Below are 13,517 nucleotides of genomic sequence, written 5' to 3'. Positions count from 1 at the left end.
GGCGGCCCGTGGCTAGCTTCGCTGTCATGGCTGCGAGAGCTCTCGGACTGACCAAGCGGCGCGCGATCGATTTCATGCGCGTCGCCGGTGCGCTGTGTCGGTGAGCCGTGTCGGTGAGCGGCCCGTCGGGCCGCCCGGCTCTTCCGCCCCGAAGTCCGTCCGCCTGTCTGGAGTGTTCGTGAAGCCGTCCCGCTCTGCCCTGCTCTCCCTCGGGTCCGCCCTGGTGCTGTCCGCCACGGTCGCCCTCCCGTCCGCGGCCCAGGCCGCGCCCGCCCCGCCCGCCGACGGTCGGGTCCGTCGTCCGCGAGTGGTACGACATCACCGCGCAGACCGTCGCCACCGCCGGCGCGGCCACCCAGGTCACCAACAGCCGGACCTGGGCGATCAGTTGGCTGGCGGCGGCCCGGGCCGGCCGGGAGGCCCCCGGCGGCCGCGACCGGGCGGCCTTCCAGGACGCCGCCGTCGCCTCGGCCGTGCACGACGCCCTGGTGGACCTCGCCCCGAGCCGCACCGCCGTGCTCGACGCCGCCCTCGCCGAGACCCTGCGCCGGATCCCCGACGGCCGCGGCGAGGACCGGGGCGTGGCCGCCGGAGCCCGGCAGGCGGAGCTCGCGCTCGCGGACCGCCGCGGCGACGGCCTCGGCCCCGCCTCCGTGAACGCCCCCTTCACCGTCCCCGCCGCCGCCCCCGGCGTCTGGCAGCCCACGCCCGACGGCTACGCCCCCGCCGCGCAGTACGGGAACCGCGCGGCCGAGCCCTTCCTGCTGGACTCCCCGGACCAGTACCGGGTCGGCCCGCCGCCCGCGCTCGACTCCCGCCGCTACCGGGCCGACCTGGCCGAGGTGCGCGCGTACGGCGCGGCCGACTCCACCGTCCGCACCGCCCGCCAGACCGAGACCGCCACCTTCTGGTACGGCTCTTCGCTGACCCTGTACACCGAGCCGCTGCGCGTCGCCGTGACCCGCTCGAACGGCTCGCCCGCCGAACGCGCCGCTCTGGTCGGCCTGTTCCACGCCGCCCTCGTCGACACGCAGATCGCCACCTCCGACAGCAAGTACGCGCACACGCGCTGGCGCCCGGTCACCGCGATCCGCACCGGCGCCATCGCCCCCGACCAGACCTGGACCCCGCTCCACCAGACCCCGGCCCACCCGGACTACCCCAGCGGCCACGCCACCTACTCAGGCGCCGCCGAGGTGATCCTGGAGGCCCTCGCCGGCCCCCGTACCGCCCCCTTCGCGCTCGGCAGCCCGACCGCCCCCGGTGTCCGGCGGACCTACACCGGCTGGGAGCAGCTGACCCGCGAGAACGTCGACGCCCGGATCTTCTCGGGCATCCACACCCGCTCCGCCGACGAGGCGGGGGTGGCCCTCGGCAAGGCGGTCGGCCGCCATGCCCTGAGCAACGCCGGCGCACTGCTCGCCCCGCGGGGCTGACCGGCGGCGCCGGGGCCGCACTACCGCTTCGGCCAGTACCAGAGGGGTTCGTCCAGCGGGCCCTCGCGGCCCGCCACCTCGGTCTGGCCGAAGTCCTTGAGCAGGGTGATGGTCCGCAGGTCCACGCGGTGCCGGCGGACGCCCGCCGCCAGGGCCTCCGCCAGCGGGGCGGCGTGCGTGACCACCACCGTCTGGGTGTCCCGGGCCACCGTCAGGATCAGGTCCGCGAGGGGGCCCAGCAGGTCGGGGTGGAGACTGGTCTCCGGCTCGTTGAGCACCATCAGGGCGGGCGGGCGCGGGGTCAGCAGGGCGGCCGTCCACAGCAGGTAGCGCAGGGTCCCGTCGGAGAGTTCCGCCGCGCCCAGCGGGCGCAGCAGCCCGTGCTGGTGCAGCTCCAGCTCGAAGCGGCCGTCCCGTTCCGCGACCGCCACGCTGCTGCCCGGGAAGGCCGCCCCGATCGCCTCGTCCAGGGCCGCGTGGTCGCCGGTCTCCCGGATCGTCTGGAGCGCGGCCGGCAGGTCGGAGCCGTCCGCGGCGAGGACCGGCGTACGGGTCCCGACGCGCGGGGTGCGGGCCGGCGCGTCGGCGTCCGTGCGGACGTGGTCGTAGAACCGCCAGGAGCGGATCAGTTCGCGCAGGGCCAGCAGGTCGGGGGCCAGCTGTGGGTCCGCGAGTTCGCTGAGCATGGAGTCGTACGGGCGCAGGGCGCCCTGGGTGCGGTGCCAGCCGCCGTCCGCGGTCCGGGTGCGCACGGCGGGCCCGGCACGGTCCGAGAGCAGGGCGGCGGGGCGCAGGACCGGACCGGCCCAGGTGCACTCGCGCTTGATCTCGGGGTCCAGGCCGAACAGCGAGCCGGGCACCGGCGCGGGATGGCCGAAGTCCACCGCGTAGCCGAACTCGTCCCCGGCGAAGCCGAGCCGCAAGCTCACCGGTTCCGACCGGACGGTCGGCTCGACGGCGTACCGGCCCTCGCGCACCGCCCGCCCGGTCTTCTCCGGGCCGGCCCACAGGGTGGAGGGCAGCCCGCCCTCCCGGGCCAGCGCCGCGACGGCCCCGCCCCGCGCGGAGTCGGCCAGCAGCCGCAGCGACCGGTACAGGCTGGACTTGCCCGTGCCGTTGGCGCCCGTCACCACGGTGAGCCGTCCGAGGGGCACGATCAGCTTGCGCAGGGAGCGGTAGTTCTCCACCGCGAGGGTCGTGATCACGGGGTGGCCGAGCAGTGGTCGTGCCCTGCGGTACTCACGTCTCCGGGTGCTCCTCGGGGGCGAGGAAGCGGCCCATCGGCAGCACCTGCCGGCCCCAGGTGCTCGCCATGATCTGGCCGGCGAGCAGGTACGTGGCCCCGAGCGCGGCCAGCAGTCCGCTCCAGCCGGTGATCCGCTCCCAGACCACCGAGCCGGTGAACCCGCTGATCGTCATCCCGACGAAGACCACCAGCACGCACGTGAAGGTGGACAGCAGCACCAGGTGGATCCGCCAGCTGCCGATCCACAGCACGAACACCACGAACACCCACGGCAGCGCGAACAGCCCGCTCACGTCACCGCGCAGCGCCGGATCGGTGGCCGGCAGCACCCACTGGAGCAGCAGGGCCTTCGCCATCCAGAACAGCCCGAATCCACCGAAGACGGTGGCGTGCCAGGTGTCGCCGCGCTGCGCCTGGAAGAGCCCGGCCAGCAGCTGGGCGAGCCCGCCGATGAAGAAGCCGACCAGGGGCAGCACGGAGTGGCTGAGCTTCTCGGGGAAGATGCCCGCGTCGATGCCGGTGGCGATGGTGGTGACGACGATGAAGCCGGTGAGGCCGAGGGGGCCGAGCTGCGCCTGCGCGCTGGGCTCCATCCGCTTGACGGAGACGGCCTGTTCGGCCGGGCCCATGCGGTTGCGGATGTGGACGGGGTTGTTCACCGCACGGCTTCCCTCTCCGGCAGTGCGTCCGGCCCCTCGGGGAGCCCGCTGCCCACCGCCGCTCCCGCCTTGCCCCTGCGGCCCGCCGCGCAGGCCAGCGTGATCGCGGAGCCGAGAACCGCCCAGCCGCTCAGGACCAGCAGCGGCCCGGTGAGGTCATTGCCCTTGAAGTACGCGATCGAGCGCGCGGCGTACGTGCCCGCGCCCGGCGGCAGCCAGGGGCCGATGGCCTGCCAGAACGGCGGCAGCAGCGGGTACGGGTAGGCGCCGCCGGCGCTCGGGTTGCCGAGCACCACCACCAGCAGGATCGCCAGGCCGATGCCGACCACGCCCGCGAGGCCCTGGAAGGCCAGGGTGATCGCGCCGACGGCGAAGACGACGAGGGTTCCGAGCCCCCACAGGCCCAGGATGCTGCCGGGCAGCGCGCCCAGGATCGGGTCGGCGATCACCGCACCGAGCAGACCGGCCGCGATGGAGTACACCAGCAGGGCGCCGAGCCGGATGACGGCGCGGTGGACGTTCGCGGGCCGGGCGCCGGCGCTGATCGCGAGGATCGCCGCGCACAGGTAGCCGCCGACGCACCAGCCGACAACCAGGTAGAAGGAGCTCAGGCCGCGCCCGTCGCCGGCGGCGGCCGGGGCCACGTCCACGACGCTCACGGTGCGGCCCTGGGTCTTCTCGACGAGGCCGACGACCTCCTCCAGAGCCTGCGACAGGGAGGCTCCGGCGCCGCTGGCGACCAGCAGCTTGTCCGTCGTGCCGGCCGGGTCGACGATCAGCGCGCCGTCCACGTCCCGGTTCTGAATCTGCCGGAGGGCCGTCGCCTCGTCCTGGACGGCGCGCGGGTCGAGGGGCTTGCCGGGCAGCGCGGCGAGCTGTTTCGCGGTCCGCTCGGCGATCGGCGCGGCCGGCGCCGCCACGGCGATCGGGATCTCGTCCGGCTTGGGGTGATGGAAGGCCCCGACGTACGAGGTGATGAAGGCGAGCTGGAGCGCCAGTACGCCCAGGACCAGGAGAGCGGCCCGGGTCGTGACGGCGTCCTTGATCTCGGCGAGGAAGCCGCCGGACTGCCCTGGGTCTGCGTGGGTGGGCTGGGTCATGTCTCACACGCTCGGCGTACCGGGCGCCGGGCGCAGCAGGGGAGGGCCGAATGGATGACGCCCATCGGGTCGGACCACGGATTTTTTACCGCCGCGTAACTTCCCAGTTTTGCTACTCGCCCGTAATTTAGCGGCTGCAGCACCCTCTTGTGATCCGGATCACGGGATGCACCCCCACGTCCTTCCCGCGCCATCCCCGGTACTCCCCTTGAGCCGCAAGGAGATCACACGATGCTGCCCTGGAGACGCCTGCTCCGCCCGCTGGCCGTCCTCACCCTGACCGCCGCCGCGCTCGTCGCCCCCACCGGAGCGGCCCAGGCCGCCTCGGCGCCGAGCAGCGGCTGGAACAACTGGTCCTGCAAACCGTCCGCCGCCCACCCCCGGCCCGTCGTCCTGGTCCACGGAACGTTCGGGAACTCCGTCGACAACTGGCTCGGCTTCGCGCCGTACCTCGTCCACCGGGGCTACTGCGTCTACTCCCTCGACTACGGGCAACTGCCCGGCGTCCCCTTCTTCAACGGGCTCGGGCCCATCGAAGCGTCCGCCGGGCAGCTCGACGTCTTCGTCGACAAGGTGCTCGCCTCCACGGGAGCGGCCGAGACGGACATCGTCGGCCACTCCCAGGGCGGCATGATGCCGCGCTACTACCTGAAGTTCCTCGGCGGCGCCGACAAGGTCAACGCCCTGGTCGGACTCGCCCCCGACAACCACGGGACCACCCTGCTGGGGCTCACCAAGCTCCTCCCGTACTTCCCCGGAGCCGGGGACCTGATCAGCGCCGCCACCCCGGGCCTCGCCGACCAGATAGCCGGATCGCCCTTCCAGAACAAGCTGAACGAGGGCGGGGACACCGTCCCCGGAGTCGCGTACACGGTGATCGCCACCCGCTACGACGAGGTGGTCACTCCGTACCGGAGCCAGTTCCTCACCGGGCCGAACGTCCGCAACGTGCTGCTCCAGGACCTGTGCGCGGTGGACTTCTCGGAGCACGTGGCCATCGGGCTCACCGACCGGATCGCCTGGCACGAGGCGCTCAACGCCCTCGACCCGGCGCACGCCGAACGGACCACCTGCGCGTCGGTCTTCGACTGACGGCGGCGGGCGGCCCGTCCGGCGGGCCGCCCGCCCGCCCGCGGTCACCGGTCACCGGTCGGCGGTCGGCGGTGGCCGGAGCGGGTCAGCGGCCGTGGCGGCCCGGGGTCGCCCGGCGGCGGGCCAGCGCGAACAGCACGGCCGCGCCGACGGCCAGGACACCGGCCCCGCCGATCGCGATCGCCGGTGTGGTGCCGCTGCCGCCCGTCTCCGCGAGGTTGGTCCCGCCCTGCGGGGGGAGCGCGGACGGGGTGCCGCCGCCGTTCGTCTTCGGGTCGTTGTCCCCGTGCCCGTTGTGCTCCACCGTGGACTTGTCGGCGCCTTCGGAGATCTGCTGGTCGGTGGGGGCCGAGGGCTGCTGCGACGGCTGCTCCACGGGCTGTTCGGAGGGCGTGGAACTCGGCTTCGCGCTCGGCTTGGCGCTGGGCTCGGCACTGGGCCGGCCCCCGTTGCCGCCGTTGCCGCCCGTACCGGTTCCGCCGTTGTCCTTGCCGAAGACCACGTCCGAGCAGGTGTAGAAGGCCTCCGGGCTGTCCGAGCGCTGCCAGACGCTGTAGATCAGGTGCCGGCCGGTCTTCTTCGGGACGGTGCCGGAGAAGACGTAGTCGCCGTTCCGCATCCCGGGGTCGGTGACCTTCGCGAAGGGCGCCGCCTCGAGGTCGGACCACTTCAGCGGCTTCGACGGGTCGTAGCCGTCCTTCGTGACGTACAGCTCGAAGGAGCCCTTGTGCGGGGCGGTCCCCTTGTAGCGGAAGGTGTGCGCGCCCGCGGCCATCGGGCTCGCCGGCCAGTCGGCGCGCGCCAGGTCCAGCCCCCTGTACTTGTCGTTGCCCGCGGAGCACAGCTTCCCGTCCGGGATCAGCGCCTTGCTCTGACCGGCCGCGTTGGCGATGTTCACCGCGTTCCAGTCGTAGAACGCCTGCACCCCGCTCGCCGCGACCGCCGCCTTGCAGGCCGCCGACTTCGGGGACTCCGGGCCCTCCGCGTAACACGCCGCCACCCGGCTGACCGGGTCCGTCATCGAACCGTGGGCGGCCGCGGGGACGGCGGCGTACGCGGCCACCGCGAGCGGGGCGAGGCCGGCGACGGCGATGCGGGCGGCGGTACGGCGTGCGGGCATGGTGGATCTCCTCTGGGCACGGCACAGGGCTGCGCGAGTCGTGGGTGCGCCGGAAGACCGGGGCGGTGCGGCGCCGCCCCTCACGGGTTCGCGGCGCCGCCTCCGGCCCTCCCTGGCCCAGCCAAACTAACCGCCCGAACCCCGCGTTCCACCGGCTTCGGGCCCCTGGAGCCGATCCTTAGGGCGCCGTTAAGGAGCCACTAAGCGGGGCCTACAGAAAGCGCGCCCGGCACCGCCCCGGCAGCGCCGCGCCGCTCCCGGGTCACGACAGCAGGGCGGCCAAACCCGCGGCCGAGCGGGACTGGACGTCCAGGGCGTCCAGGGCCCGTACCGCCTCGGCGGCCGCTTCGGGATCGGTGCCGGCGAGGCCGCTCCCGGCGAACTCGTCCTCGTCGAGGCGGATCACCGCGCTCCCGTCGGCCGACACCCACAGGTCCAGGTCCAGGTCCTCGACCAGGATCTCCCCGTCCGTCACCGACGCCGGGCGGGTGACGTCGCAGTACCAGCCCTTGAGGACGCCCCCGCCCGTCCGCACCTCCTTCACCGCGTACCAGCGGTCGCGCCAGAAGTGCTCGGTGAACACGTCGCCCGGCTCGAAGCGGACGAAGCCGAAGTCCCGTACCCCGGGCGCCGCCCAGGGGGCGCGTACGGTGATCCGGTTGCCCGTGTCCGCCACCAGCTCGGCCGGGTAACGGATCTTCGTGCGGCCCGCCTTGGTGAGGGTGACGGTCAACAGCTCGGTCGGCCGGTCGGTCATCGAGGTCCCTCCGGTTGTCTCGGCCTCGGTCAATTGCCGGAGGCGGCAAGGCGCTTGGCGAAGCGGGTCTCCGTCGCGCAGACCTCGTACCCGAGCCGGGTGTTGATCGCGAGCATCGGGGCGTTGGCGGTGTCGTTGCCGGTGAACGCCTGCGTGTAGCCCGCCGCGCGGGCCCGCAGCAGCGAGTCGGTCTTGGCGAGCCGGGCCAGTCCCAGGCCGCGGAACGCGCGCAGGGTGCCCGTCATCGCGGAGGAGTAGCGGGTGGCGCCGTCGGTGTGGACGGCAGTGAAGGCGGCCACCGCGCCGTCGACCAGGGCCACGGTGGTCAGGTCCAGGTCGAGGTACGGGTGGTTCCAGGTGTGCCGGAGCCAGTCCTCGTAGTCGTCGAAGTCCTGCGGTACGTCGCCCGGTTCGTCCGAGCTCGCCGCCGCGTCGGCTTCGAAGAGCGGCCGCGGATCGGCGGCGAAATCCGAGCCGGGGCGCAGTTCGGCCCCGGCCGGCAGGCTCCCCGGCAGGGCGGGCAGTGCGGCCGTGGTGAGGTCGAGGCGCAGGAAGTGCGCGGAGCGGGAGGCACGGTAGCCGTGCCGCTCCGCGAAGGCGCGGTGCGGCGGCTCGTCGAGGACCCAGGCGTACGCGTCCTTCGCGCGCTCGGCGCCCAGATGCTCCTCGGCCGCGCCCAGCAGGGCGGCCCCGGCACCGAGACGGCGGTGGGCGGGGTCCACGTAGGCGTTGACGAACCCCTGGCCGGGCTCGGGACTGTCGTAGACGATGCCGACCTGGGCGGTGCCGACGACGAGGCCGTCGCCGTTCTCGGCGACGAGGAGGCGGTAGCGCTTGTCGGGGTGGGCGGAGGCCAGCTCGAAGGCCACCCCGCGGGCGGTGCCGATCATGAAGGGGAGGGCGGCGCGGCGCACCCGCACGACGGACTCGGCGTCGTCCGGGTCGTTCGGGTGCAGGTCCCGGATGGTGGTGATCACATGGGCGACGGTACGGGCGGCAGGAAGCCCGCGCCTGCGAATTTCCCGGCGGATGGGGGACAATCGGCCGCGTGACCTCGACTTCTCCGCACCTGAAGATCCGCATCGACGGCGCGGCGGGCGCCGCCGCCCCGTACGAGCAACTGCGCGCCCAGATCGCCGGCGGGGCGCGGGCGGGCCGGCTGCCCGCCGGGTTCAAGCTGCCGACGGTCCGCGGGCTCGCGGAGGAACTGGGGCTGGCGGCGAACACGGTCGCGAAGGCGTACCGGGCGCTGGAGTCGGACGGGGTGATCGAGACGCGCGGCCGGGCCGGCAGCTTCGTGGCGGCGGCGGGCGACGGGCCCGCCCGGGAGGCGGCGACCGCCGCGCAGGCCTACGCGGAGCGGGCCCGGCGGCTGGGCCTGACCTTCGACGAGGCGACCGCGGCGGCACTGGACGCGCTGCGCGCGCGGTACGCGGACTGACGCCCCTGGACGGCCGCCCCGCCGGACGGCGCCCCGCCGGTCAGTCCTTGCGCGGGCTCAGCCGGGCCTGGAGGTGGTGCGTCATGGGCCGGCCCACCGCGGCCATCTCCTGCACGATCGTCAGCTCGCCGTCCTGGAGCGCGTACCGGCGCCGCATCCCGGTGACCTCCTTGGCCCGCGGGGTCAGCCCGACCGTGTCGGTGGCCATCTCGATCTCCGTACCGGAGACCTGGCCGGTGTACGTCTCGACGATGCCCGTCGGATGGGCGAGCGTGACCTCGACCGAGGCGTCCGGGAGGATGCGCCACCACCCCGTCTCCCGCCCCGCGGGGCGCAGGGCCGTGCCGGAGTCGTCGATCAGCCAGGCGCGGGACTCGTAGCAGAGGAAGGGCCGGCCGTCGTGGCTGAAGGTGATCTCCTGCTCGTACCGGAACCCGTGCTCCAGGGTCGGGTACTCGCCGCTGCCCCGGCCGTGCCAGCGTCCGATGAGGCCGAGCACCGGCTGGAGCTGCGGGTGCGGCTCGGGGCCCTCGCCGAGGACGTGGCTGTCGGGGAAGGGGTTCTCCTGCGCCGGTTCGAGCACGGTGCGTTCTCCTGTTCGTGGGTCCCCCGGAGTGCACACGGCCGGTGGGGGCCTCCGGCCGCGCCCTCATTGTCGTCGCCGTGCGCGCCCCGCTCGGCGGGATCCGCTCGGCGGGATCCGCGGGCCGCGCCGCCGCGCCCGCGCGTGCCGCACCGAACACGTGCGCGGCCGCGCCTACAAGTACATTCCCGCCTCCGTGTCGTGGCCCTGTGGCGGCAGCAGGGCGGCGGGGCCCGACGCGCCGCGGCGCAGTGCGTAGAGCTCCGCCAGCGTCGCGCCCTCGCGGGAGATGCCCTCGTCGGTGCCGAGCCAGTCCACCGCCTCGCGGTACGTGAGCCTGCCGATCTCGATGCGCGCCAGGCAGCGCCCCGGCCGGACCACCGCCGGGTGGAGCCGCTCCAGGTCCTCGTTGGTCGTGACCCCCACCAGGACGTTGCGGCCCTGGCCGAGCAGGCCGTCCGTGAGGTTCAACAGCCGTGACAGCGCCTGTCCGGCGGTGTGCCGGGCCTCGCCGCGGATCAACTCGTCGCAGTCCTCCAGCAGCAGCAGCCGCCAGCGGCTCTTCGCGGTGCCCTCGTCCTCGCCGATCGCGATGTCCATCAGGTAGCCGATGTCGTTGAACAGCCGCTCCGGGTCCAGTACGCAGTCCACCTGGCACCAGTCCCGCCAGGACCGGGCGAGCGTGCGCAGGGCGGAGGTCTTCCCGGTGCCGGGAGGGCCGTGCAGCAGGAGCAGCCGGCCGGCGATGTCGTCCGGGGTGACCTTCATCAGCCGGTCCATCGCCCCGGCCACCGGTGCCGTGTAGTTGGGCCGCACCTCTTCCCACGTGCCGGCGGCGATCTGCCGGGTCGTGCGGTAGGGGCCGCGGCGCGGGGAGACGTACCAGAACCCCATCGCGACGTTCTCGGGCTGCGGTTCGGGCTCGTCCTGCGCGCCCTCCGTGGCATCACCGAGCACACCGGCGGCGAGCTCCTCGCTGACCGCCGTCACCGTGACGTCCGCGCCCCGGCTCCAGCGGGAGACGAGCATGGTCCAGCCCTCGCCCTCGGCGAGCGTCGCGCTGCGATCGCTGTCGCGGGCGGAGCGCAACACCGTGGCCCCGGGCGGCAGCAGGGTCGCGCCCGGCTTGACCCGGTCGATCGACACGCTGTGCGAGTGGGGCTGCTCGCCGGACGCGAAGCGGCCGAGGAACAGCGCGTCGACGACGTCCGACGGGGAGTCGCTGTCGTCGACGTTGAGCCGGATCGGCAGCGCGTCTTGAGGGTTGGCTGGCATGGCGCCCATGATCCGGCACGAACTGCCCTCCTGCACCCGTGTTTCGCTGGAACGGGTGGCGGGATTCCCTCTTCAAACGCCGTGCGGGTGAAGATTCGCGCCGCATGTCTGCCCCGAACATTCTTGGCATGAACACTTCCAGCGGACCTCGGCTCCTTGTACCACGGACTCAGGAGTAACTCCGGAGTAACCCCCCACGAGGAGCCGCACACATGAGCATGAGAATGCCTCGCTTCGCCGCCTTGGCCTCAGCCCTGTTACTCGCCGCGGGCGCGGCCCTGTTCGGAGCCGGTCCGGCGACCGCCGCCGCCGACTTCGGCTACGTCGCCCTCGGTGACTCGTACTCCTCCGGCGTCGGCGCCGGCAACTACGACAGCGCCAGCGGGAACTGCAAGCGCACCACCCGCGCCTACCCGGCCCTGTGGGCCGCCGCACACGCCCCCCAGACCTTCTCCTTCGCCGCCTGCGCGGGTGCTCGTACGGGTGATGTGATGAGCGGCCAGCTCACACCGCTCAACGCCGGCACCGACCTCGTCAGCATCACCATCGGCGGCAACGACGCCGGATTCTCCGACGTCATGACCACCTGCGTGCTCCAGTCCGAAGCCACCTGCGTCAGCCGGGTCAACCAGGCCAAGGCGTACGTGGACTCCACCCTCCCCGGCCAACTCGACCAGGTCTACAACGCCATCCACAGCCGGTCCCCGGGCGCCCGCGTGGTCGTCATCGGCTATCCCCGCTTCTACAAGCTGAACGGCACCTGCGTGGCCGGGCTGACGGAGGGTGAGCGCGCGGCCATCAACGGTGCCTCCGACCACCTCAACGCAGCCATCGCCAAACGCGCCGCCAACCACGGCTTCGCCTTCGCCTCGGTCGCCGGCGCCTTCACCGGGCACGAGATCTGCTCCGGCAGTGCGTGGCTGCACAGCGTCAACTGGCTGAACATCGGCGAGTCCTACCACCCGACAGCCGCCGGACAGTCCGGCGGCTACCTGCCCGTCTTCACCAGCGCGGCCTGAGGGCCGAGGGCGTCACCGGCCGTCGGCCCCGGGGCAGGTGACGGGGAGCCGGTCGGTCCGGAAGCGACGGGGGAGGAGGCCCCGCCCGTCGGGGTCTCCTCCTCGCACGTCACCGAGAACTCCAGCCAGGCCGAAGCCGCCTCCGCCGGCGTGCGGACCTCCAGCCGCACCGCGTCCTCGAAGGTCGCGTCCGGATAGTGCGTCAGCTCCGTGTGGTCCAGCCGCACGCTCCCCGGCCCGCCCGCCGGGTACGCGAGGGTCTTCCAGCCGGGGCCCGAGGTCTGCCCGCTGCGCGTGGCCCAGCGGTACTCCACCGTCGCCGGGGTCCGGTCCACCGTGACGGTGGCGGTGAAGGCCGGCGCCTCGGCGGCCGGCGCCGGGCACGTGCCGCGATAGGCGTCCCGGACGGCCTGGACGGCGGACACGGTGATCCCCGGCGGCGGTGTGGCCGAGGGGGAGGGCGAGGGGGACGCCGAGGGGGAGGGGGACGCGCTCGGCGAGGGGGTCGGGGAAGGGGAAGCGCTCTGCGTGGCCGTCGGGGTGGGCGTCGCCCCGTCTCCGCCGTCCCCGCCCGGGTCGCGGTCCTTCAGCAGCAGCCACCCGAGCAGGACCACCACCGCGAGCAGCACCACGATCCCGCCGGCCAGCACCCGCCCGGCCCCGTTCCGCTCGGGCTCCGAGGGAACCGACCGCGCCGGCCCGGCCCCCGGCGCCGGCAGCGGCGGGGTGGGATGGCCGTAGCGGTGCTGCGCCACGGAGGCCGGCCCGTCCGCTCGGGGCACCTGACCCGCCGACGGACCGGCGACGGAACCGGACACCGGGCCGCCGGAGGCCCGTACGGTGCCGCCCGCGCCGATGATGCGCAGCATGCGGGCCGCCTCCGCGGCGGGCAGCCGATCCTCGGGATCCTTGACCAGCAGCCCCTCCAGGACGGGCGTCAGCGGCCCGGCCCGCCGGGGCGGCGGGAACTCCTCCTCCACCACCGCCCGCAGCGTGGCCACCGGGGACTCCCGGTGGAAGGGCGAGACCCCCTCCACGGCCAGGTACAGCAGCACCCCGAGCGCCCACAGGTCCGACCCGGGACCCGGCTCGCGCCCCAACGCCCGCTCGGGCGGCAGGAATTCGGGGGACCCGACCACCTCGCCCGTCATGGTGATGGCGGTGGAGCCCTCCAGGCTCGCGATCCCGAAGTCGCCGAGCACCACCCGGCCGTCGTTGGCGATCAGCACGTTGCCCGGTTTGACGTCCCGGTGCAGCACCCCCGCCTCGTGCGCGGCGCGCAGCGCGGCCAGTACCTGTTCGCCGATGTGCGCGGTCCGCTGCGGGGTGAGCGGCCCGTCGCCCTCCAGGACCTCCGCGAGCGAGAGTCCCCGTACGATCTCCATCACGATCCAGGGCCGGCCGTCCTCGGTGGCCACGTCGTAGACGGTGACCACGCCCCGGTGCGAGACGCGGGCCGCGGCCCAGGCCTCCCGCTCCAGGCGCCGGTACATCCGGGCCACCTCGGCCTCGTCCATCCCGGCCGGTGCGCGCACTTCCTTGATGGCGACCTCGCGCCCCAGGACCTCGTCCCGGGCCCGCCACACCATGCCCATCCCGCCGCGGCCGAGCAGGCCCAGCAGGCGGTAGCGCCCGGCGACGACGCGGTCGCCCCCGCCCCCGTACGACGCGGACTCAGTCACCGAAAGCCTCATTCACGCGCGCCCCCAAGAGCGTTACCGGACGATCACTCCAAGTTAGCGCAGAGCGCGCGCCGTGGCTCCGGTCGCGACAGGAGTCACGCAGTCCG

Annotated in this window: 13 protein-coding genes; 4 read left to right on the top strand and 9 right to left on the bottom strand. The window is 74.0% G+C overall.

Going from position 1 to position 13,517, the window contains the following annotated elements:
- Positions 1-473 precede the first annotated feature (473 nt).
- Positions 474-1,436 (top strand): vanadium-dependent haloperoxidase, encoded by a 963-nt coding sequence (locus AC6CKD_RS32095; protein WP_498332302.1) that lies wholly within the window; start codon positions 474-476, stop codon positions 1,434-1,436.
- 20 nt (positions 1,437-1,456) lie between these two features.
- On the opposite strand, the gene AC6CKD_RS32090 is transcribed toward AC6CKD_RS32095, so the two are convergent.
- Genes AC6CKD_RS32090 through AC6CKD_RS32080 form a run of 3 tightly spaced genes read right to left on the bottom strand, consistent with a single transcriptional unit; the run spans position 1,457 to position 4,441 of the window.
- Entirely contained in the window at positions 1,457-2,641 is a 1,185-nt protein-coding gene (locus AC6CKD_RS32090) for an AAA family ATPase (RefSeq protein WP_498332299.1), read from the bottom strand.
- A gap of 34 nt (positions 2,642-2,675) precedes the next feature.
- Complete coding sequence (locus AC6CKD_RS32085) at positions 2,676-3,341, bottom strand: acetate uptake transporter (protein WP_498332296.1); 666 nt, start codon at positions 3,339-3,341, stop codon at positions 2,676-2,678.
- Positions 3,338-4,441 (bottom strand): ABC-2 transporter permease, encoded by a 1,104-nt coding sequence (locus AC6CKD_RS32080; protein WP_498332293.1) that lies wholly within the window; start codon positions 4,439-4,441, stop codon positions 3,338-3,340. The genes AC6CKD_RS32085 and AC6CKD_RS32080 overlap by 4 nt, the downstream gene beginning before the upstream one ends.
- Positions 4,442-4,672: 231 nt before the next feature.
- Between AC6CKD_RS32080 and AC6CKD_RS32075 the strand changes: the two genes are divergently transcribed.
- Positions 4,673-5,533, top strand: a complete 861-nt coding sequence (locus tag AC6CKD_RS32075; protein WP_498332290.1) for an esterase/lipase family protein — start codon at positions 4,673-4,675, stop codon at positions 5,531-5,533.
- 85 nt (positions 5,534-5,618) lie between these two features.
- Here AC6CKD_RS32075 and AC6CKD_RS32070 read toward each other — a convergent pair whose 3' ends face one another.
- The 3 genes from AC6CKD_RS32070 to AC6CKD_RS32060 all read right to left on the bottom strand — a co-directional run bounded on the left by AC6CKD_RS32070 (position 5,619) and on the right by AC6CKD_RS32060 (position 8,387).
- Positions 5,619-6,653, bottom strand: a complete 1,035-nt coding sequence (locus AC6CKD_RS32070; RefSeq protein ID WP_498332287.1) for a lytic polysaccharide monooxygenase — start codon at positions 6,651-6,653, stop codon at positions 5,619-5,621.
- A 262-nt stretch (positions 6,654-6,915) separates the two neighbouring features.
- Positions 6,916-7,410 (bottom strand): ribonuclease FAU-1 family protein, encoded by a 495-nt coding sequence (locus AC6CKD_RS32065; protein ID WP_498332285.1) that lies wholly within the window; start codon positions 7,408-7,410, stop codon positions 6,916-6,918.
- A gap of 29 nt (positions 7,411-7,439) precedes the next feature.
- Positions 7,440-8,387 carry a GNAT family N-acetyltransferase gene (locus AC6CKD_RS32060; protein WP_498332284.1) on the bottom strand — a complete coding sequence of 316 codons (948 nt, stop codon included), beginning with the start codon at positions 8,385-8,387 and terminating at the stop codon, positions 7,440-7,442.
- A 71-nt stretch (positions 8,388-8,458) separates the two neighbouring features.
- On the opposite strand from AC6CKD_RS32060, the gene AC6CKD_RS32055 reads away from it, so the two are divergent.
- Complete coding sequence (locus AC6CKD_RS32055; RefSeq protein WP_243340918.1) at positions 8,459-8,851, top strand: GntR family transcriptional regulator; 393 nt, start codon at positions 8,459-8,461, stop codon at positions 8,849-8,851.
- Positions 8,852-8,891: 40 nt separating this feature from the next.
- Here AC6CKD_RS32055 and AC6CKD_RS32050 read toward each other — a convergent pair whose 3' ends face one another.
- Both AC6CKD_RS32050 and AC6CKD_RS32045 read right to left on the bottom strand, forming a co-directional pair.
- Positions 8,892-9,434 carry a heme-binding beta-barrel domain-containing protein gene (locus AC6CKD_RS32050; protein WP_498332282.1) on the bottom strand — a complete coding sequence of 181 codons (543 nt, stop codon included), beginning with the start codon at positions 9,432-9,434 and terminating at the stop codon, positions 8,892-8,894.
- Positions 9,435-9,608: 174 nt separating this feature from the next.
- Positions 9,609-10,709, bottom strand: coding sequence for a DUF5925 domain-containing protein (locus AC6CKD_RS32045; RefSeq protein WP_498332280.1), 1,101 nt, complete (start codon positions 10,707-10,709; stop codon positions 9,609-9,611).
- Between the two features lie 218 nt (positions 10,710-10,927).
- On the opposite strand from AC6CKD_RS32045, the gene AC6CKD_RS32040 reads away from it, so the two are divergent.
- Entirely contained in the window at positions 10,928-11,728 is an 801-nt protein-coding gene (locus AC6CKD_RS32040; RefSeq protein WP_498332384.1) for an SGNH/GDSL hydrolase family protein, read from the top strand.
- On the opposite strand, the gene AC6CKD_RS32035 is transcribed toward AC6CKD_RS32040, so the two are convergent.
- Positions 11,698-13,410 (bottom strand): serine/threonine-protein kinase, encoded by a 1,713-nt coding sequence (locus AC6CKD_RS32035; RefSeq protein WP_498332279.1) that lies wholly within the window; start codon positions 13,408-13,410, stop codon positions 11,698-11,700. The two genes, AC6CKD_RS32040 and AC6CKD_RS32035, sit on opposite strands and share 31 nt — an antisense overlap.
- Positions 13,411-13,517: the final 107 nt, after the last annotated feature.

It is taken from the genome of Streptomyces sp. GQ60 (assembly GCF_059758875.1).
Note: the sequence above shows the minus strand (reverse complement) of the source record. Positions and strands in the feature narration are given on the sequence as shown.

Coding starts and splice junctions, on each gene's coding strand:
- AC6CKD_RS32080 (WP_498332293.1), bottom strand. CDS start 4,441: ATGACCCAGCCCACCCACGCAGACCCAGGGCAGTCCGGCGGCTTCCTC.
- AC6CKD_RS32075 (WP_498332290.1), top strand. CDS start 4,673: ATGCTGCCCTGGAGACGCCTGCTCCGCCCGCTGGCCGTCCTCACCCTG.
- AC6CKD_RS32070 (WP_498332287.1), bottom strand. CDS start 6,653: ATGCCCGCACGCCGTACCGCCGCCCGCATCGCCGTCGCCGGCCTCGCC.
- AC6CKD_RS32065 (WP_498332285.1), bottom strand. CDS start 7,410: ATGACCGACCGGCCGACCGAGCTGTTGACCGTCACCCTCACCAAGGCG.
- AC6CKD_RS32045 (WP_498332280.1), bottom strand. CDS start 10,709: ATGCCAGCCAACCCTCAAGACGCGCTGCCGATCCGGCTCAACGTCGAC.
- AC6CKD_RS32040 (WP_498332384.1), top strand. CDS start 10,928: ATGAGAATGCCTCGCTTCGCCGCCTTGGCCTCAGCCCTGTTACTCGCC.